This is a genomic window from Erwinia pyri (genome assembly GCF_030758455.1).
GTDB lineage: Bacteria > Pseudomonadota > Gammaproteobacteria > Enterobacterales > Enterobacteriaceae > Erwinia > Erwinia pyri.
Window position 1 is genome coordinate 2,399,171 of sequence record NZ_CP132353.1, and the last position, 19,270, is coordinate 2,418,440.

General features: G+C 53.8%; 18 protein-coding genes, 3 pseudogenes and 1 other annotated feature. Of the genes and pseudogenes, 14 read left to right on the forward strand and 7 right to left on the reverse strand.

The window, feature by feature from the left end; genetic code table 11:
- Positions 1 to 14: 14 nt before the first annotated feature.
- Complete coding sequence (sohB, locus tag Q3V30_RS11055) at positions 15 to 1,064, reverse strand: protease SohB (protein ID WP_306205586.1); 1,050 nt, start codon at positions 1,062 to 1,064, stop codon at positions 15 to 17.
- 216 nt (positions 1,065 to 1,280) lie between these two features.
- Between sohB and Q3V30_RS11060 the strand changes: the two genes are divergently transcribed.
- Both Q3V30_RS11060 and cobO read left to right on the forward strand, forming a co-directional pair.
- Positions 1,281 to 2,042 (forward strand): YciK family oxidoreductase, encoded by a 762-nt coding sequence (locus Q3V30_RS11060; RefSeq protein WP_306205588.1) that lies wholly within the window; start codon positions 1,281 to 1,283, stop codon positions 2,040 to 2,042.
- Positions 2,042 to 2,632, forward strand: a complete 591-nt coding sequence (cobO, locus tag Q3V30_RS11065) for a cob(I)yrinic acid a,c-diamide adenosyltransferase (RefSeq protein WP_306205591.1) — start codon at positions 2,042 to 2,044, stop codon at positions 2,630 to 2,632. The genes Q3V30_RS11060 and cobO overlap by 1 nt, the downstream gene beginning before the upstream one ends.
- 140 nt (positions 2,633 to 2,772) lie before the next feature.
- Here cobO and rluB read toward each other — a convergent pair whose 3' ends face one another.
- The gene (gene rluB, locus Q3V30_RS11070; RefSeq protein WP_306205593.1) at positions 2,773 to 3,642 is read right to left on the reverse strand and encodes a 23S rRNA pseudouridine(2605) synthase RluB; all 870 of its coding nucleotides are present in this window, start codon (positions 3,640 to 3,642) and stop codon (positions 2,773 to 2,775) included.
- Positions 3,643 to 4,544: 902 nt separating this feature from the next.
- On the opposite strand from rluB, the gene Q3V30_RS11075 reads away from it, so the two are divergent.
- Positions 4,545 to 5,171, forward strand: coding sequence for a lipoprotein (locus Q3V30_RS11075; protein WP_306205596.1), 627 nt, complete (start codon positions 4,545 to 4,547; stop codon positions 5,169 to 5,171).
- Positions 5,172 to 5,269: 98 nt separating this feature from the next.
- Here the strand turns inward: Q3V30_RS11075 and Q3V30_RS11080 are convergent, their stop codons facing one another.
- Both Q3V30_RS11080 and rnm read right to left on the reverse strand, forming a co-directional pair.
- Positions 5,270 to 5,890, reverse strand: a complete 621-nt coding sequence (locus Q3V30_RS11080; protein ID WP_306205598.1) for an L-threonylcarbamoyladenylate synthase — start codon at positions 5,888 to 5,890, stop codon at positions 5,270 to 5,272.
- Between the two features lie 33 nt (positions 5,891 to 5,923).
- Positions 5,924 to 6,835: an RNase RNM gene (rnm, locus tag Q3V30_RS11085; protein ID WP_306205600.1), complete on the reverse strand. Its 912-nt coding sequence runs from the start codon at positions 6,833 to 6,835 to the stop codon at positions 5,924 to 5,926.
- 123 nt (positions 6,836 to 6,958) lie between these two features.
- Positions 6,959 to 7,058: a sequence feature (Trp leader region), on the forward strand.
- 25 nt (positions 7,059 to 7,083) lie between these two features.
- Between rnm and Q3V30_RS11090 the strand changes: the two genes are divergently transcribed.
- The 6 genes and pseudogenes from Q3V30_RS11090 to Q3V30_RS11115 all read left to right on the forward strand — a co-directional run bounded on the left by Q3V30_RS11090 (position 7,084) and on the right by Q3V30_RS11115 (position 14,118).
- Positions 7,084 to 8,646, forward strand: coding sequence for an anthranilate synthase component 1 (locus Q3V30_RS11090; RefSeq protein ID WP_306205602.1), 1,563 nt, complete (start codon positions 7,084 to 7,086; stop codon positions 8,644 to 8,646).
- A pseudogene (gene trpD / locus Q3V30_RS11095) lies at positions 8,646 to 10,239 on the forward strand (bifunctional anthranilate synthase glutamate amidotransferase component TrpG/anthranilate phosphoribosyltransferase TrpD). The gene Q3V30_RS11090 and the pseudogene trpD overlap by 1 nt, the downstream one beginning before the upstream one ends.
- 2 nt (positions 10,240 to 10,241) lie before the next feature.
- Positions 10,242 to 11,603, forward strand: coding sequence for a bifunctional indole-3-glycerol-phosphate synthase TrpC/phosphoribosylanthranilate isomerase TrpF (trpCF, locus tag Q3V30_RS11100; RefSeq protein WP_306205604.1), 1,362 nt, complete (start codon positions 10,242 to 10,244; stop codon positions 11,601 to 11,603).
- 46 nt (positions 11,604 to 11,649) lie between these two features.
- Positions 11,650 to 12,840: a tryptophan synthase subunit beta gene (trpB, locus tag Q3V30_RS11105; protein ID WP_306205605.1), complete on the forward strand. Its 1,191-nt coding sequence runs from the start codon at positions 11,650 to 11,652 to the stop codon at positions 12,838 to 12,840.
- A complete protein-coding gene (gene trpA / locus Q3V30_RS11110; protein WP_306205607.1) occupies positions 12,840 to 13,646 on the forward strand; it encodes a tryptophan synthase subunit alpha in 807 nt (268 codons plus the stop codon). Before trpB ends, trpA begins: the two co-directional genes overlap by 1 nt.
- A 157-nt stretch (positions 13,647 to 13,803) precedes the next feature.
- On the forward strand, positions 13,804 to 14,118 hold the full coding sequence (locus Q3V30_RS11115) for a BON domain-containing protein (protein WP_306205611.1): 315 nt from the start codon (positions 13,804 to 13,806) through the stop codon (positions 14,116 to 14,118).
- A gap of 58 nt (positions 14,119 to 14,176) precedes the next feature.
- On the opposite strand, the gene ompW is transcribed toward Q3V30_RS11115, so the two are convergent.
- Positions 14,177 to 14,809 carry an outer membrane protein OmpW gene (gene ompW / locus Q3V30_RS11120; RefSeq protein WP_306205613.1) on the reverse strand — a complete coding sequence of 211 codons (633 nt, stop codon included), beginning with the start codon at positions 14,807 to 14,809 and terminating at the stop codon, positions 14,177 to 14,179.
- 342 nt (positions 14,810 to 15,151) lie between these two features.
- On the opposite strand from ompW, the gene Q3V30_RS11125 reads away from it, so the two are divergent.
- The 4 genes and pseudogenes from Q3V30_RS11125 to Q3V30_RS22760 all read left to right on the forward strand — a co-directional run.
- A complete protein-coding gene (locus tag Q3V30_RS11125; RefSeq protein ID WP_306205615.1) occupies positions 15,152 to 15,889 on the forward strand; it encodes a YciC family protein in 738 nt (245 codons plus the stop codon).
- A 72-nt stretch (positions 15,890 to 15,961) separates the two neighbouring features.
- The gene (locus Q3V30_RS11130; protein ID WP_306205616.1) at positions 15,962 to 16,498 is read left to right on the forward strand and encodes a septation protein A; all 537 of its coding nucleotides are present in this window, start codon (positions 15,962 to 15,964) and stop codon (positions 16,496 to 16,498) included.
- Between the two features lie 298 nt (positions 16,499 to 16,796).
- Positions 16,797 to 16,937, forward strand: coding sequence for a hypothetical protein (locus Q3V30_RS11135; RefSeq protein WP_306213291.1), 141 nt, complete (start codon positions 16,797 to 16,799; stop codon positions 16,935 to 16,937).
- A gap of 4 nt (positions 16,938 to 16,941) precedes the next feature.
- Positions 16,942 to 17,061 (forward strand): annotated as a pseudogene (locus tag Q3V30_RS22760) (DUF1828 domain-containing protein); the annotation flags it as partial.
- Between the two features lie 343 nt (positions 17,062 to 17,404).
- On the opposite strand, the pseudogene Q3V30_RS11140 reads toward Q3V30_RS22760, so the two are convergent.
- Positions 17,405 to 17,707, reverse strand: a pseudogene (locus Q3V30_RS11140) (Arm DNA-binding domain-containing protein); the annotation flags it as partial.
- Positions 17,708 to 17,945: 238 nt separating this feature from the next.
- Between Q3V30_RS11140 and yciA the strand changes: the two are divergent.
- The gene (gene yciA, locus Q3V30_RS11145) at positions 17,946 to 18,377 is read left to right on the forward strand and encodes an acyl-CoA thioester hydrolase YciA (protein ID WP_306205618.1); all 432 of its coding nucleotides are present in this window, start codon (positions 17,946 to 17,948) and stop codon (positions 18,375 to 18,377) included.
- 83 nt (positions 18,378 to 18,460) lie between these two features.
- Here the strand turns inward: yciA and tonB are convergent, their stop codons facing one another.
- On the reverse strand, positions 18,461 to 19,207 hold the full coding sequence (gene tonB, locus Q3V30_RS11150) for a TonB system transport protein TonB (RefSeq protein WP_306205620.1): 747 nt from the start codon (positions 19,205 to 19,207) through the stop codon (positions 18,461 to 18,463).
- Positions 19,208 to 19,270 lie beyond the last annotated feature (63 nt).

Here is a 19,270-nt window from a genome sequence, read left to right on the forward strand (position 1 = left end):
GGGCGCTGAATGAACTACAGCAGTGGTTTTTCACCCCGCTGCCAGAGGCGGAGCAGAAGACGTTCAGCACTGGCCGCCGCGCTTTGCGTGAAGCGGTCCATCATTTTTTTACGGCGGGTATAGCGTACGGAAATCACTTCGTGGTTGGCCATCTGGTCGATGATCAGATCGTCGCTGGTGCCGATAGCATCAATCAGTCCTTTCTCCAGCGCCTGCGTGCCAAACCAGTGCTCACCCGTCGCCACGCTGTCTATATCCAGCGCAGGACGCATCTGGTGAACAAACTGCTTGAACAGCAGATGGGTTTCGTTCAGATCTTCACGAAACTTCTCGCGTCCCTGCTCGGTGTTTTCACCAAAGAGCGTCAGCGTACGTTTGTATTCGCCAGCGGTATGCAGTTCCACATCCACATTGTTACGCTTCAGCAGACGGTTAAAGTTTGGGATCTGGGCGACAACGCCAATAGATCCGATAATGGAAAACGGCGCCGCGACGATACGATCTGCCACACAGGCCATCATGTAGCCTCCGCTGGCAGCAACCTTATCCACCGCCACGGTCAGACGAATGCCCTTTTCGCGCAGACGCTGTAACTGTGAAGAGGCCAAACCGTAACCGTGAACCACGCCGCCCGGACTTTCCAGACGTAACAGCACCTCATCTTCCGCTTTTGCCACCGCCATCACCGCAGAGATCTCCTCACGCAGGGAGCTGACTTCATGGGCATCCATGCTGCCCTTAAAGTCCAGCACAAACAGTGAAGGCTTGCCGCTCTCGGGTTTAAGCCCCTGCTTAGCGCGCTGTTTTGTGGCTTTTGCTTCCAGCTTATTTTTCTTCTTTTGCTCTTTGTGCCACAATTTTTGATCCTGATGCTTCATTTTTGCGAGCATCATGTCATCTTTCATCTCCTGGTAGCGCTCCCCCAGGTTGGTCAGTTTGAGCTGGCCGGACTGCATGCGCTTACGCATCGCCAGATTGGTGATCAGCACCGCAACGGCTGCAATGGCTACCACCACGGTGATCGTTTTGGCCAGAAAAAGCCCATAATAAGAGAGTAATTCCACTCATTCCGCCTTTATTTACATCGTATTAGAACAGGCTGCTATTGTAGCCGAGTCGCTGGAGAACGTCGCCCGATTCCCGGCATTAGCGCACGCTTTTACCTTTGCTGAACATTGAACTGCTTTGCAAATTAGGGCATAAAGCACATTATCGATTGCGGGCAAGGGCTTAGCAGCAGGTTCGCCGCAGAAACCCAGGCCCCGCCAGAGGAGTTCATTGTGCACTATCAACCTAAAGACAACTTACTTACTGACCGTATCATTCTGGTTACCGGCGCAAGCGACGGCATTGGCCGTGAGGCCGCCCTGACCTACGCCCGCTATGGCGCCCAGGTTTTGTTGCTGGGCCGTAATGCGCAAAAATTAGAGCGGGTAGCCAGTGAGATCGCCGCAACCGGCAAAGAGAGTCCCCACTATTTTCTGCTGGATTTAGAGCAGGCGACGCCAGAGCGCTGCCAACTGCTTGCTGAAGAGGTGGCTGCGCATGTCCCTCGCCTCGATGGCGTCCTGCACAATGCAGGATTGCTGGGTGAGATTGTTAGCATGGAGAAGCAGGATCCCGCCGTCTGGCAGCAGGTGATGCGGGTCAATATTGATGCCACCTTCTTTCTGACTCAGGCGCTGCTGCCGCTGCTGCTGAAATCCACTTCCGCGTCGCTGGTCTTTACCACTTCCAGCGTGGGGCGTCAGGGCCGCTCAGGCTGGGGCGCCTACTCTGTGTCTAAATTTGCCACTGAAGGGATGATGCAGGTGCTGGCAGATGAATATGACAGCAAGCATCTGCGGGTAAACTGCATCAATCCCGGCGGGACGCGCACAAAAATGCGTGCCAGCGCGTTTCCGCAAGAAGATGCGAACAAGCTGAAAACACCGGCGGATATTATGCCGCTCTACCTTTATCTGATGGGTGACGACAGCAAACGGAAAACGGGTATCAGTTACGATGCCCAGCCCGGCCGTAAACCGGGAGCGGCAGAATAATGGCTGACGAGCGACACCAGCAGCGCCAGCAGAAGCTGAAAGAGAAAGTTGATGCGCGCATCGCTGCAGCTACGGAAATTCGCGGTATTTTGATGGTGTTCACCGGCAACGGCAAAGGGAAAACCACCGCCGCTTTTGGCACCGCGACACGTGCCGTGGGCCACCAGAAGCGCGTTGGGGTCATTCAATTCATAAAGGGAGAATGGCTTAACGGTGAACGTAATTTACTGGAGCCGCAGGGCGTGGAGTTTCAGGTTATGGCGACCGGGTTTACCTGGGATACGCAAAACCGTGAAACGGATACGCAAGCCTGCCTGCAGGTCTGGCAGCACGGCTTGCGGATGTTGCAGGATGAGAGCCTGGATCTGGTGGTGCTGGATGAGCTGACATATATGGTCAGCTTTGACTACCTGCCTCTTGCCGAGGTGATTGCCGCGCTGAAGGGGCGCCCTGCTCATCAAAGCGTGATTATTACCGGCCGGGGCTGTCATCGCGAAATAGTGGAACTGGCGGATACCGTTACCGAAATGCGTCCGGTGAAACATGCTTTTGATGCGGGAATTCAGGCTCAGCAAGGTATTGACTGGTAATTTCCCGCACGCTTATCCCCGCGGATAAATTGCCTGCTCTCTTGCAGCTGGCTCAGGTTCACCAGGCAGCCCGCCCAAAAGATAAAAAAAGCCCCTGAGGCATCGCATCAGGGGCTTTTTTACTGCTGCAGAAACGCTACTCAGCCACGTTTGCTGGATGGACGGCGAGTGCCGCTGACCTGCGAATGGCGTTTGACCGCGCGACGGATCTGATTCGCTTTGGTGCGACGGCGATCTTTCTCTACCGCCACTTTACTGGTGGTTTCTGCCGGCAGCCCAACCAGCTCACGTAAATAGTTAGTCGGGGCCAGTTCAAGCTCCGTCCAGCCACCGCGTGGCAGCCCTTTCGGCAGCGTGATATCGCCGTAGCGGGTACGGATCAGACGGCTGACCTGCACGCCGACCGATTCCCACAGACGGCGAACTTCACGGTTACGCCCTTCTGTCAGCGTCACGTTATACCACTGGTTGATCCCTTCGCCGCCGGTGAATTTCAGCGTTTTAAAAGAAGCAGGACCATCTTCCAGCTGCACGCCACGGCTCAGCTGTTTGATCTTGTCATCATCAATAGCGCCGAATACGCGAACCGCATATTCCCTTTCAACTTCCCGGCTCGGGTGCATCAGTCGGTTTGCCAGTTCGCCATCGGTGGTAAACAGCAGCAGGCCGCAGGTATTCACGTCCAGACGGCCTACGGCAATCCAGCGGGCGCCGCGCAGTTTAGGCAGACGGTCAAAGACGGTCGGGCGACCTTCAGGATCGTTACGCGTACAGAGCTCGCCTTCAGGCTTATAGTAAGCCAGAACGCGGCAGACTTCAGTGGTGGATTCCGCCACGGAGACCAGGTGGCCATCTACGCGGATTTTAATGGATGCGCTGGATTCGACGCGGTCGCCCAACGTAGCCAGCTTGCCGTCCACGCTGACGCGTCCGGCGGAGATCATGGTTTCAATTTCGCGGCGGGAACCGTGCCCGGCGCGTGCTAAGACTTTCTGTAATTTTTCGCTCATGGCGCTACCTCTGTGTCGCCTTCCCAGGCGTCATGCTATTCAAGTGGCCCGTGTCCGGCAGCAGAGTCTGCTGTGCCGCGCTCTGCGCGATGCACCTAAACCTCTGCCCTTTTCAGGGGAAGCGCATTCTACACTATGTTCTCTCTTATTGATAACGCTATACGCACCCACAGGCCTGCGCAGGGGCTATTGCCTTTTCGACATGCTTTCAGGGTCTGCGAACCTTTTAACCGTGCAATAAGCCACGAAAATTTTGCAAAAGCAGTTGTGATACTTAACAAACAATTAGCGTGGATGGTGCAGCACACTAATCATTTCCCCGAAAAAAATCACTGATGTTACTAATCTGTTAATTAATTAATCCCTGGTTTGAGGATGATTATTGATACTTATATTCCGCATAATTGCCCGCCCGCCCTGCATTTCAACTTAAAATAAAGTCAAACGGCCCTTCGGGCAGCCCGGCATGCCATCTTTAAAAGTATCGATAGTTGTTAACACCTACTTTTTACTCTCCAACAGAATTTAATTCTGTGTTAATCAAAACAGACCTCTGTATTAACGAACTCAACAACAAATAAACAGGCGTTTTAAATAGCAGGTTGACTTAATTCTGGATCATCACTTTTTTTAACGCTGAACAACGTTTATTAATTTGCGCCATTAATAAGTTTGTGTAGAATTCACTCAGGCAATTCAGTGCACCATAAAAAAATGAATTGTTAAAAAATATTATAATTTAGTTTAAGTAAATAAATATAAAAGCAGTAACATTAAGTTTTATTAATTAATAAGAGGGGCATGACTCCTCAAAAATACGCTGATCCCGTATCAGCATCGGCCTTACACGTCGTCTCTCCTCACCAGGGATTTGCTGACGTATCCGACAAAGCGTGACGAAAATGAAAAAAATAGCGATCTTACCAGCATTAGCGGCGCTAATGCTGTCCGGCTGCTCTGTGGGCAAATATGAGTACAGCAGTGAAGCCATGAAGCGGGTGGATATGAATTTCACCGGCATTCCTACCATTCTGGGCGTCGGTGCGCTGGGTACCAGCATTCCTATCACCCCGGAATACAGCCTGACGGCGGCCCATGTGGCTAAGCTTTCCATGCAGCGCGTGAAGGCTTATCACCCCTATTGCGACCTCGCAATTATCTACCACAAGAACGATATTAAAACCCTGCCGAAATTCCGTAATGGTGATATAGGTGAACCGGTTAAAATGTACGGCTACAGTTTTATCACTGCCATGCCGGTTGAGTCCTCTGGCGTTAATCTGGCTCTTACCGGTATTCGTAACGAGTGGAATAAACGGCCCTGCGTGGCCATGGTCTCTAATGCGGGCGTAGTTAAAGGGATGTCGGGCGGCGCAGTTTATAACAAGGATGACACTATCGGTGGCGTGATTGTGGGCTTCACGAATGAAATTAAACGCCATAAAAACACAGCAGTTCCGCTTAAGGATGTCTCACTTTATCTTCCCTATAATGACTTTAAAGAGTGGCTGAGCAAAACTACGACTTAATGCAAATTATGTTTGAAGGGAAAGCAGAAGGCGGGAATTATGCCTCTTTTAATTTTCACAGTCGTGGCAAAAATTATTTTGCCACGACTGTGAAATATTTATAAGAACGGCTGAACGTCGCCAACGCCTTCACGCACCACTTCCGGGCTGTTTTCGGTTAAATCAATAACCGTAGTAGGATGCTGTCCCAGGTAGCCGCCATGAATAATCAAATCGACCTGTTTACCAATGCTCTCCTGAATCGCTTCGGGATCGGACTCGGTAAAATCATTGCCCGGCAGCATCAGCGAGGTGGACATCATCGGTTCATTCAGCTGCTCCAGCAGCGCCAGCGCAATCGGGTTGGAAGGAACACGTAAGCCGATAGTTTTACGCTTGTCGTTCATTAAACGACGCGGCACCTCTTTGGTGGCTTTCAGAATAAAGGTGTAACTGCCTGGCGTGTTGTTCTTGATCAGCCGGAACGCCGTATTATCCACATGGGCGTAGGTAGAGAGCTCCGAGAGGTCTCGGCATACCAGGGTAAAGTTGTGGTTCCCATCCAGCTTTCTGATCCTGCAGATGCGCTCCATCGCATTTTTATCTTCCAGCCTGCACCCCAGCGCGTACCCTGAATCGGTCGGGTAGACAATCACGCTGCCTTTATTCAGCAGTTCAACGGCCTGTTTAATCAGCCTTGGCTGGGGGTTTTCCGGGTGAATATAGAAAAATTGACTCATAACTAACCTCTTATCTGCCGCACCCGCCAGCGATCATGCGGGTGCAATTTCCGGGAAGCGTAGCCACACGGCCTCAACGCCGCCAGGAAGCCATAATTTTTTTCCCAGCTCGATCCAGGGACAAGGCTGATGGAAATCAGAGCCTTGTGATGCGGCGAGCTGATAATCCTGGGCATAACGCGCCAGCTGAGTGCGCTCATTAGGCGCCTGCTGGCACTGAGCCACTTCCATCGCATCACCGCCCTCCTCGCTGAAATGGGCAATCAGCCGCTTCAGCCACTTCGCGGAGAGACCGTAGCGACCGGGATGCGCCAGCACCGTACGGCCGCCAGAATGATGAATCGCATCAATAGCTTGTTTAATTGTACACCACTGTGGCGGAGCGTAGCCGGTTTTGCCGCGGGCGAGATAGTTTTTAAACACCTGCGCCATATTGTCCGCTTTCCCCTGAGCTATCAGGAAACGGGCAAAATGCCCCCGGGTAATAGCTCCGCCTTCCGCCAGAGCCAGGGCACCCGCCAACGCGTCCGGGATATGCGCTTTCTCCAGCCGCTCGGCTATCAGCTCTGCACGCGCCAGCCGACGGGCGTTTTGCTTCTGCAGAAATGCGGTCAGCACCGGATGAGTCACATCCACGCCCAACCCGACAATATGAATTTCGTGATTTTCCCACAGCGTGGAGACTTCAACGCCAGCGATAATTTTCAGCGGAAGCTGGTGCTTTGCCACAGCTTCCAGAGCCGGCTGAACCCCTGCAACCGTATCGTGGTCGGTTATTGCCAGCACGCCAACCCGATGTTCTACCGCACGCAGGACCAGCTCTTCCGGCGTGAGTAAGCCATCGGAAGCGCGGGTATGGCTGTGTAAATCATGGATGGGAAATGGATTAAGCGGGGTTGGCTCTGTCAAAACGGCTCCGTCATTGGGCAATGAATGTCGCAGCATGATAACCAGGTTTACTTTACCCGGGGAAAAAGAGTGTTGACTTTTTTGCCGCGAACCAGTTAACTAGTACGCAAGTTCACACGCAGGGGTATCGAAATCATGATGATGACGCAGACGGTAATGAGTGGTTGGTGGCGCACTTCACCCTGAATGGGCGAAGGAGTCTTGCACGCAACCAGACGTTGTGCAGATACCCAGGCCCGCCGAAAGCGGGCTTTTTTTTTAGCAAAATTCAGAGAAGTGACCTCATGCAAAATGCCAAACCTACAGTGAAGTTGATTACCGGCAACGTACCCTACCGCGAGGATCCGGCCGCCGTTTTCCATCAGCTGTGCGGTGCCCGTCCGGCGACGCTGCTGCTGGAGTCCGCCGATATCGACAGCAAACGTAATCTGAAAAGCCTGCTGATTGTGGACAGTGCGCTGCGCATCAAGGCGCTGGGTAATACCGTCAGCGTCCAGGCGCTCTCTGAGAATGGGCGAGCTATTTTGCCGCTGCTCGACGCGGCCCTTCCTGCCACCGTGCAGAGTACCGTTCGCCCCGACGGCCGCGAGCTGACCTTCCCGGCTAATACCGAAGTGCAGGATGAAGATTCCCGCCTGAAAGCGACCTCGGTTTTTGACGCTTTGCGCCTTATCCCGCATCTGGTGAACAGCCCGGAAGAGGAGCGTGAAGCGATGCTGCTCGGTGGCCTGTTTGCCTATGACCTGGTGGCCAGCTTTGAAGATCTGCCGCCGCTGGAGAATCAGCAACGCTGCCCGGACTACTGTTTCTACCTGGCCGAGACGCTGCTGGTGATTGACCACCAGAGCCAGACCTCGCGCCTGCAGGCCTCGCTGTTTACGCCCGCGCCATCTGAATTCCTGCGCCTGCAGAGCCGCATCGAGCAGCTGCATGCGCAGATGTTACAGCCAGCGCCTTCCCTGCCGGTGCAGAAAGTCGGGACGATGGCGCTGAGTGAAAGCCAGAGCGATGAAGAGTACTGCAGCGTGGTTCGCCAGATGCAGGAAGCGATCCGCATCGGTGAGATTTTTCAGGTTGTGCCCTCCCGTCGTTTTTCGCTGCCTTGCCCCTCGCCGCTGGCCGCTTATGACACGCTGAAAAACAGCAACCCCAGTCCTTATATGTTCTTTATGCAGGATCACGACTTCAGCCTGTTTGGTGCCTCTCCGGAGAGTTCGCTGAAATATGATGCTACCAGCCGCAAAATTGAAATCTATCCGATTGCCGGTACGCGTCCGCGTGGCCGCCATGCAGACGGCTCGCTAGACCGCGATCTCGACAGCCGCATCGAGCTGGAGATGCGTACAGACCACAAGGAGCTGGCAGAGCACCTGATGCTGGTCGATCTCGCCCGTAACGACCTGGCGCGAATTTGTGAGCCAGGCAGCCGCTACGTGGCCGACCTGACTAAAGTGGACCGCTACTCCTTTGTGATGCATCTGGTCTCCCGCGTGGTGGGAACGCTGCGTAAAGATCTGGACGTGCTGCATGCCTATAGCGCCTGCATGAATATGGGCACCCTTAGCGGTGCGCCGAAAGTGCGTGCGATGCAGCTGATTGCAGGCGCTGAAGGCACCCGGCGCGGCAGCTATGGCGGCGCGGTAGGCTACTTCACCGCCAGCGGCGATCTGGATACCTGCATCGTGATCCGTTCCGCTTACGTGGAGGATGGCGTAGCCACAGTCCAGGCCGGAGCTGGCGTAGTGCTCGATTCTGTTCCACAGGCGGAAGCCGATGAGAGCCGCAATAAGGCCCGCGCCGTGCTGCGCGCCATTGCCACTGCTCATCACTGCAAGGAGATTTTCTGATGGCCGATATTCTGCTGCTCGACAATATTGACTCGTTTACCTACAACCTCGTCGACCAGTTACGCGCCTTTGGCCATAACGTGGTGATCTACCGCAACAACGTCCCTGCCGGGACCCTGATTGAACGCCTTCAGTCAATGGAAAACCCGGTACTGATGCTGTCGCCTGGCCCCGGCGCGCCGGCGGAAGCGGGCTGTATGCCAGAGTTGCTGAAGCAGCTGCGCGGACGCCTGCCGATCATCGGCATCTGCCTGGGCCACCAGGCCATTGTGGAAACTTACGGCGGGCACGTTGGTCAGGCGGGCGAAATCCTGCATGGCAAGGCCTCTGCCATCACGCATGACGAGAGCGGCATGTTTACCGGCCTGACGAATCCGCTGCCGGTAGCCCGCTATCACTCGCTGGTAGGCAGCAACGTGCCGGAAGAGCTGACGATAAATGCCACCTTCAACGGCATGGTCATGGCGGTTCGCCATGACAAAGATCGGGTCTGCGGATTCCAGTTCCACCCGGAATCGATCCTGACCACCCAGGGCGCACGCCTTCTGGAACAAACCCTCGCCTGGGCGCTGGCATAATAAAAAGGAGCATGCGATGAACGCTATTCTGGAAAAACTTTACCAGGCGAAAACCCTGACACAGGCGGAGAGCCACCAGCTTTTTTCTGCCATTATTACCGGTCAGCTTGAACCCACACAGCTGGCCGCCGCGCTGATCGCCATGAAGGTTCGCGGTGAGCGCCCTGAAGAGATCGCTGGCGCCGCCACCGCTCTGCTGGAAGATGCCAAACCCTTCCCGCGTCCCGATTACGCCTTTGCCGATATCGTGGGCACCGGCGGTGATGGCAGCAACAGCATCAATATTTCCACAGCCAGCGCCTTTGTGGCCGCTGCCTGCGGGCTGAAAGTGGCGAAGCATGGCAACCGCAGCGTTTCCAGCAAGTCCGGCTCCTCCGATCTGCTGGCGGCGTTTGGCATCAGCCTGGATCTGCCGGCTGAAATGGCGCGCCAGGCGCTGGATGAGCTGAACGTCTGCTTCCTGTTTGCCCCGCAGTATCACACCGGCTTCCGCCACGCCATGCCGGTACGTCAGCAGTTGAAAACCCGCACGCTGTTTAACGTGCTGGGTCCGCTGATCAACCCTGCCCGCCCGCCGCTGGCGGTGATTGGCGTCTACAGCCCTGAGCTGGTTCTGCCCATTGCGCAGACGCTGAAGGTGCTGGGCTATAAGCGCGCGGCAGTTGTTCATGGCGGCGGTATGGATGAGGTAGCTCTGCACAGCGCGACCCACGTTGCCGAACTGCGCGAAGGCGAAATCACCAGCTATCAGCTGACGCCGGAAGATTTTGGCCTCGACTTCCATCCACAGGAAGCGCTGGCAGGCGGCACGCCAGAAGAAAACCGTGACATTCTGACGCGATTACTCCAGGGTAAGGGCGAGCGCGCGCACGAAGAGGCCGTTGCCGCTAACGTCGCCCTGCTGTTGAAGATTTTTGGTCATGAAGATTTACGTGAGAACGCTCAGCACGCCCTGCGCACCATCCGCAGTGGCCAGGCCTATGAACGCGTTGTTGCGCTTGCAGCAAGAGGATAATCATGCAGGAAACCGTACTGAACAAAATTGTGCAGGATAAAGCGGTCTGGCTGGCAGCGCGCCAGCAGCAGCAGCCGCTCTCCTCGTTTCAGAATGAGGTGCAGCCCTCCACCCGCAGCTTCTACCATGCGTTACAGGGTGCGAGAACCGTCTTTATTCTGGAGTGCAAGAAAGCCTCTCCGTCAAAAGGGGTGATCCGCGAAGATTTCGATCCTGCTGCTATCGCCGGGATCTACAGACACTACGCTTCTGCGGTATCCGTGCTGACCGATGAGAAATATTTTCAGGGAAGCTTCGATTTTCTCCCTGTGGTCAGCGCCGCCATTACCCAACCGGTGCTGTGCAAAGATTTTATGATTGACCCGTATCAGGTTTACCTGGCGCGTTACTATCAGGCAGATGCGATTCTGCTGATGCTCTCGGTGTTGAATGATGAGCAGTATCGCCAGCTGGCGGCGGTCGCCCACAGCCTGAATATGGGCGTGCTGACGGAAGTGATTAGCGATGAAGAGCTCGAACGCGCTACCGCGTTGGGAGCCAAAGTCATTGGTATCAATAACCGCGACTTACGCGATCTGTCGATCGATCTTGACCGCACACGCCGCCTCGCACCCAAAGTCGCGCATGGTGTGACAGTTATCAGCGAATCGGGCATCAACAGCTATGCGCAGGTGCGTGAGCTAAGCCGCTTTGCTAACGGCTTCCTGATTGGCTCCGCGCTGATGTCTGAGGAGGATCTCTCTGCCGCCGTACGGCGCGTGATGCTGGGCGATAATAAAGTCTGTGGCCTGACACGGGCTGAAGATGCCCGTGCCGCCCATGAAGCTGGCGCTATTTATGGCGGTCTGATCTTCGCTAAAGGCTCTCCCCGCCAGCTTGATGAGGAGAAAGCCCGTCTGGTCATGAGCGGTGCGCCACTGAAGTACGCTGGCGTGTTCCGCAATAACGCTATCGGTGACATTGTCACTATCGTTGCGGCCCTGAATCTGCGGGCGGTGCAGCTGCACGGTGACGAAGATCAGGCGTTTGTTACCGCTCTGCGGGCAGAACTCCCTGAGCAGGTACAAATCTGGAAAGCGTTCAGCATTAAAGAGTCCCTTCCCGCCCGCGACTGGCAGCATGTCGATCGTTACGTTTTCGATAATGGCAACGGCGGCAGCGGCAAACGGTTTGACTGGTCACTGCTTCGTGGAGAGTCACTGGAGAACGTATTGCTGGCCGGTGGCCTCGGCGCAGATAACTGCGTGGAAGCGGCACAGCTTGGCTGTGCCGGACTGGATTTCAATTCCGGCGTGGAGAGCGCGCCCGGGATCAAAGATGCCTTAAAGATTGCCTCAGTGTTTCACACGCTGAAGGCGTACTGACCGTCGGGGCTGCTCCGGCAGCCCCTGTAGCGAAAAGAGAAGCGACATGACCTTATTGAATCCCTACTTTGGTGAATTTGGTGGCATGTATGTGCCACAGATCCTGATGCCCGCGCTGCGCCAGCTGGAAGAAGCCTTTGTCAGCGCCCAGCGCGATGCGGACTTTCAGGCAGAATTCACCGATCTGCTGAAAAACTACGCAGGGCGCCCTACTGCGCTGACGCTGTGTAAAAATCTTACCGCGGGCACCAAAACCCGCCTCTATCTGAAGCGTGAAGATTTGCTGCACGGCGGCGCGCATAAAACCAACCAGGTATTAGGCCAGGCATTGCTGGCTAAGCGCATGGGCAAAAACGAGATCATCGCTGAGACAGGAGCCGGTCAGCATGGTGTGGCTTCTGCGCTGGCCAGCGCCTTGCTGGGGCTGAAGTGCCGTATCTATATGGGTGCCAAAGATATCGAACGCCAGTCGCCAAACGTCTTCAGAATGCGTTTGATGGGCGCTGAAGTCATTCCGGTGCACAGCGGTTCAGCGACGCTGAAAGATGCCTGTAACGAGGCGCTGCGTGACTGGTCTGGCAGCTATGATACCGCCCACTACATGCTAGGGACTGCGGCTGGCCCGCACCCGTTCCCGACTATCGTGCGTGAATTCCAGCGGATGATTGGGGAAGAGACAAAAGCGCAGATTCTGGAAAGAGAAGGCCGTCTGCCTGATGCCGTCATCGCCTGCGTCGGCGGCGGTTCTAACGCCATCGGCATGTTTGCTGATTTCATTGACGATGCCGCCGTTGGCCTGATTGGCGTAGAGCCAGCCGGACATGGCATTGAAACGGGTGAACATGGCGCACCGCTCAAGCATGGTCGCGTTGGCATCTATTTCGGCATGAAATCGCCGATGATGCAGACGGAGGATGGTCAGATTGAAGAGTCCTACTCTATCTCTGCCGGCCTGGATTTCCCCTCCGTTGGCCCACAGCATGCCTACCTGAACAGCATTGGCCGCGCAGACTATGTATCGGTTACCGATGATGAAGCGATGGAGGCCTTTAAAGAGCTCTGCCGTAGCGAAGGGATTATCCCGGCGCTGGAATCCTCTCATGCCCTGGCCCATGCGCTGAAAATGATGCGTGAAGCGCCAGAGAAAGAGCAGCTTCTGGTGGTTAACCTTTCGGGACGTGGCGACAAAGATATTTTCACCGTACACGATATTCTGACTGCTAAGGGAGAGATCTGATGGAGCGTTATGACCAGCTTTTCAACCGTCTTGCTGCCAAAAAGGAGGGCGCGTTTGTGCCTTTCGTCACGCTGGGCGACCCTACGCCAGAACTTTCTCTGCAAATTATCGATGCGTTAGTGGAAGGCGGAGCCGATGCCCTGGAGCTGGGCATCCCCTTCTCCGATCCGCTGGCGGATGGCCCCACCATTCAGAATGCCGCGCTGCGCGCCTTCTCGGCAGGCGTGACGCCGTCGATCTGCTTTGAGCTGTTGCAGAGCATCCGGCAGAAATACCCGGAAATTCCCATTGGCTTACTGATGTATGCCAACCTCGTTTTCTCCAACGGCCTCGATAATTTCTATGCCCGTTGCCAGGAAGTGGGCGTGGACTCCGTGCTGGTCGCGGATGTGCCGGTTGAGGAATCTGCTCCTTTCCGTCAATCCGCCCTGCGTCATAACGTTGCGCCTATCTTTATCTGTCCGCCGAATGCCAGTGACGATCTGCTGCGTGAAATCGCCTCGCACGGTCGGGGCTACACCTATCTGCTTTCACGGGCGGGCGTAACCGGCACCGAGAGCCGCGGCGTCAGCCACTCCCTGCAACACCTGGTGGATAAGCTGCGTGAATATCATGCCGCACCGCCGGTGCAGGGCTTTGGTATTTCGGAACCTGACCAGGTCAGAGAGGCGCTGAATGCAGGCGCTGCCGGTGCCATTTCCGGTTCCGCTATCGTCAAAATCATTGAGCAACATCACGCTGATGCGCCAACCATGCTGTCGGAACTGAAAGCCTTTGTCAGCTCGCTGAAGGCCGCCACGCGCTGATTTCACTTAAGTGCCTTACCTTTTCAGGTAAGGCATTATTTTTACACTCTTTATTACATCCTCTGCTGGTAAATTCACGATTTCTGTCTAAGCTTTTGAGACAGAGTGATTCTGTAGACATGGCTAACGCCAACCATTGAATGACAGGGAGAAGAGAATGAAGTTGTTTAAAATGCTTTCGGGTATGGTTATTGCAGCAGTTGTGGCTCTGACGGTCAGCGCTTGCGCCCCTACGCCAACAAAAGAGGGAACCGGTGGCTATCTTGATGACACGGTAATTACCACCAAGGTTAAAACCGAACTGTTGAAAGATGATTCACTGAAATCGACTGAGATCAACGTGGAGACCTTTAAAGGCCGCGTTCAGCTCAGTGGCTTCGTTTCCAGCGCCGCTTCAGCCAGCCGCGCCGTGCAGATCACCCGCAGCGTCAAGGGTGTTACTTCTGTCACCAACAATATGCAGATTAAGTAACCTCTGCTGTAAAGAATTAAGGCGCTGCAAAGCGCCTTTTTTATTGCCATTATTCCACTCAGAAGCGATAGCCTGCCCCAAAGAAGAAGACAAAAGGATTGATGTTGGTATCGATACTCTGGTGACCCGCTGCCGAGTCGAAGCTGACTTTGGTCTTGATATCCATGTACCATAAAGAGGCGTTCAGCATCCAATCTGGCGTCAGCTGATAATCCAGCCCCACCTGTCCTGCAACGCCCCATGAATTTTTCACTTTAAGGTTACTGAGCCCGTTATCGCGACCGGTCTGGTTAAAGTCGTTGTCGTAGAACATAGTGTAATTCACACCAACGCCCGCATAGGGTTGCCATTTACTGTTATTCCCCATGAAGTACCACTGCGCCATCAGCGTTGGCGGTAGCTGGTGTACCGTAGCCAGCGTGCCCGTAGCGGCCAGGCCCACTTTGTGACGGAACGGCGTTGCACCCAGTAATTCAATACCGATGTTATCGGTGGCCATATAGGTAAAGGTCAGGCCCAGTTGGGTATTATTACTGACGTCGAACTCCCCGAGTCCCAGGACATTGTCAGAGCCTCCCGTGGGTCGAACGGTTGCTGACCCGGCACGCATAAAGAAATCTCCTGCCTGGTGAGCAGAAGCCACTACCGGCAACAGGGCCACTGCTGCAAGCGCCAGCGCTTTGATTTTCATAACCACTCCTTTGAAAGATAAAATCAGCCTCTGAGGCGTCGTTGTTTTTATTGGCAACAGTTTTACCCTAAATTTTGCAAAAAGCATCTGGATCACTTCTTTTAAAGCACTTATAAAACATAGAGTTGATTCAGATCAATTTATCCTAAGTGTTACTAGCGGTACCGCTTACGGGTTATTGCGCTGGCACAAAAAGGCCCGGTAAACCGATTCCTCTGTTAACGGGCATTATTGGCCGCTAATGCCTTCTTTAACCGAAAGTTATGTAAGTCAGGGTGCCAGGTTGGCCGCAGACCATGTACAATCGCGGGATCGCAACAACTGGTTTTTCAAGGAGAGTACATGTCTATCACGGCGGGTTCGTTATACCGTGACACGGGGAATTTTCTTCGCCATCAGCTGATCACTATTGTGCTGATGGCGCTGCTGACCTCTTTTATCACCGTACTGATCGGCCACGCGCTGACGCCTGGTGCCGATCAGCTCTCAATCCTGACCGACGGAGATAGCGGCTCCGGGATGAGCCTGCTGGAGATGGTGCAGAACATGTCACCCGATCAGCAGCGTGTGCTGCTGCGGGCTTCTGCGGCTGGGACATTTGCCTCACTGGTGGGGAATACCCTGCTGCTGGGCGGCATGCTGGCGCTGATCCCTATGGTTTCAGCGGGCCAGCGCGTCAGTGCTCTGCGCGCCATAGGCGCTTCTGCGCCTGCGCTGCCGCGCCTGCTGCTGCTGGTATTCATCATGACGCTGATTATTCAGATCGGCTTTATGGTGCTGGTTGTACCGGGAGTGATCCTTGCCGTGGTGCTGGCTTTGTCGCCGGTGATCCTCTCTACGGAGAAAGTAGGCCTTTTCGCCGCTATGCGCACCAGCATTCGTCTGGTCTGGAGCCAGATGAAAGTAGTGGCGCCTGCGGTCGCCGTCTGGCTGCTGGCAAAGATCGTGGTGCTGCTGCTGGCCTCTTCGCTCACCATCCTGCCCGCTAACGTGGCGTCGGTGGTTCTCAATGCGCTGAGCAACCTGATCTCAGCCATATTGATTATTTACCTCTATCGCCTCTATATGCTGTTACGCTGATTTCTGGCGGCGTGCCTGCTCTGCAGCACGCCGCTGGCAGGTCACTTTTCAGTCTGGATTCTGGAAACCTTTATGAAGCAGTTACTTGATTTCCTTCCGCTTGTGGTCTTTTTTATCTTCTACAAGATGTACGATATTTTTGTCGCTTCCGGCGCGTTAATCGCCGCCACGGCGCTGGCGCTGGTTGTCAGCTGGGTGCTCTACCGCAAGCTGGAAAAAATGACCATTATTACCTTTGTGCTGGTAACGGTCTTTGGCACCTTAACGCTGGTGTTCCACAATGACGAATTTATTAAGTGGAAGGTGACGGTGATCTATACCCTGTTTGCCGTGGCGTTACTCTTCAGCCAGTTCTGGATGAAGCAACCGCTTATTCAGTCGATGTTAGGTAAAGAACTGACGCTGCCCGCCGCCGCCTGGCGCAGGCTGAATGTGGCCTGGGCGATCTTCTTCTTCGCCTGCGGCCTGGCAAATATTTACGTTGCGTTTTGGTTATCTCAGGAATTTTGGGTTAATTTTAAAGTGTTTGGCCTGACGGGCCTCACCCTGCTGTTCACCGTGATCAGCGGTCTCTATATCTATCGTCTGATGCCGCAAGAAGAAAAGTAAATCACTTACTAAAAGCCATTAACTATCATATTGTTACGTGTTAATGGCTTTATACGCCTTCAATAAAACACACTTTTGTGTACACATTTACTTCTTCGGTTTTCTTCAGATCTCCCCTGCCATTACCTTCAGCCAGAAGTAGACAGGGTCTGTCCCGGGCAAGCCAGTGCCATCCCTCTGTATATTCATACAACCTGATTAAATACCCATAAAATGCAATTCATTAGGCCAGGTTATGATATAGCGTATGACCCAGTGGCTGGCAGAGACGTTCAGGTAATCCATACAGGGAGAGGTTATGAGCATTAACAGAGTGTTACTTGTTTTGGCATTTGCAGCATGCATTACCCTGCTACTAAAAGCAGGAACGCCCCATATTACTCATTACCTCGACGGCAAGATTGATAGCCAGATTACCAAATGGGCTGATGGTAAGTAGGCAGGAAGAGGTTGGCGCGTTTGTCAGGGAGGTTAATGGCCGGTTTTTAATTAGCGATCGATCCGATGCGTTAATGAACATGGAAGCGCGCGGAATATCCATTACGAAAAAACGTTTCGAAAAGAGATGCCTGGGTAAAGCGGCTATCTGCATAACAGCTAACCTGGCCACTGCGCCGGGTTTTTTGTGCCTCTAATCTGCAAGTTCACCATGTAGACACCCGTCTCATGTTCCGCGCAAACCACAATTAGCCAGAGATTAATGCTTTATTGATATCCTTACGCTTTCCTGACTAAGGTGGTCGAACCACCATGGTAAAATTCCTAAACTACACATGGGATGGTTACCGTATGTAGTACGAGATTAGAATAGTTTTTATTCAACCGGCTTTGATAGCCGGTTTTTTTTCTTTAGATGCTCAGCATTTCCAGCGTGAACTCCTCGGCTTGATTTGATTTATGAGCGGACGCTTCCTCTACTGTAAGCACATCAACTTTAACCTGACGCTCAAGCATAACCTGCTGCCGGGGGTCATATCCTTCACTAAGCCAGCTACGGAATTGTTGCCTACGCTCTGCCCGTGATAGGGATATGGTTGGATAATCTCTTATGCTCAACTGTACAGACTTTCCCTGCCAACGGTAACGATAGAAGAATGTCACGGCTCCAGCAGTAGAAAGCCTTACATTGAGGCCGTGAGCATCGGAAATGACTTCGACTTTCTCCCGGCGCTTGCCGAGAGAGTTTTTGAGCTTTGTGTCAGTAAGCAATGTGTATACTTTCTTTATACAAGGGGTTGCACAAAAATCCTAAATAGAAGCCATTCGGGATAATGAGAATTCACACAAATAAAACATGTTTTAAGTTAACAAATTGAATTTGCATAAAAATTTAAATACAATTAAATGCAGGAAAAAGACCTTAAAGCATGAAGTGATCCCGCTAGAAGAAAATACCCTTCATGCCCGCATCCGGGCCTGATGCACCTATTGACTGGGAAGCCTGACAATGAACGAAGCGACAAACAGAGTCCCGCAGGGCGAAATGGTGCTGCGCACGCTGGCGATGCCAGCGGATACCAACGCCAATGGCGATATCTTCGGCGGCTGGCTGATGGCGCAGATGGATATGGGCGGGGCCATTCTGGCGAAGGAGATCGCCGGAGGACGCGTGGTCACCGTGCGGGCTGATGGCATGACCTTCCTGAAGCCGGTTGCCGTTGGCGATGTGGTGAGCTGCCATGCCCGCTGTATCCGCACCGGCACCAGCTCAATCACCATCAATATCGAAGTCTGGATCAAAAAAGTCTCTTCTGAACCCATTGGCCAGCGCTACTGCACCACCGAGGCGGTCTTTATCTACGTCGCCGTAGATGATGAAGGAAAGTCCCGGCCCCTGCCGGAAGGCAAAAGTAACTTCAACGACAGTGAACAGGATTAAGTGATGAAAGGCGGAATAGCGCCTTTTACAGAAGGCTGCTCCCGCCATTTATAGCGGCTGATTAAAGGCGGACCTCCGCCTTTTTATTCGATACTGCTACCGTCGTTTATTTTAAACACTATGTTCATTGTCACATCCTTGCCGGGCTTGTTCGGCTCATAGCGCCATTTCTTCATCGCCTGTTTTACCTCGCGCTCAAACATATTACGCGGCTGGGCGGAAAGAATGCGGATATTCTCCACCTCTCCCGAACTGTCGACGTCAAACTGGACTCTCACCCGACCTTCCATACGCAATGCATACGCACGGGCAGGATAGTCAGGCTCGCCAACGCTAAGCGCTTTAGGGCCGGTTGCAACGGTGGCGGAAGGCGCAGGAGATGTTTTTGGGGCGGTTGACGGCTTCGGCGCTTCCGCGGTTTTTTCATTGTTAAAGGGTGACGCCGCCTTTGGTTCAACCCGGGGCTTAACCTCTCTCTTCGGTTTCACCACTTCCTTTTTCACCGGTTTTGGCTTCGGCTTCGGCTTTGGTACCGGCTCAGGGATCGGCACAGGCTCGGGCTTGGGTGGCTCCGGTACCGGGACCGGTTCGGGTTCAGGTTCCGGCGCAGGCTGAGGCTCTGGTGCCGGTTGCGGCGCAGGCTGAGGTTCTGGCTGCACTTCAGGCGCAACCATAGTGACGCTAATGGGCTGAGACGCTTTGGGCACTTCAACAACCTGGTGAAAAGAAGCATAGAGTATCCCCCCAATCACTGCGGCATGCAGCCCGATTGAAAACAGCATCGGCAGCGAAATACGTCGGGGTAAAGAGTTTTCTGCAAGCGTCGTCATAATCTTTCTGCTGTAAGGATGAAGCGGTAAGTTTAAATGCAAATAGCAATCAGTTTCAATAAC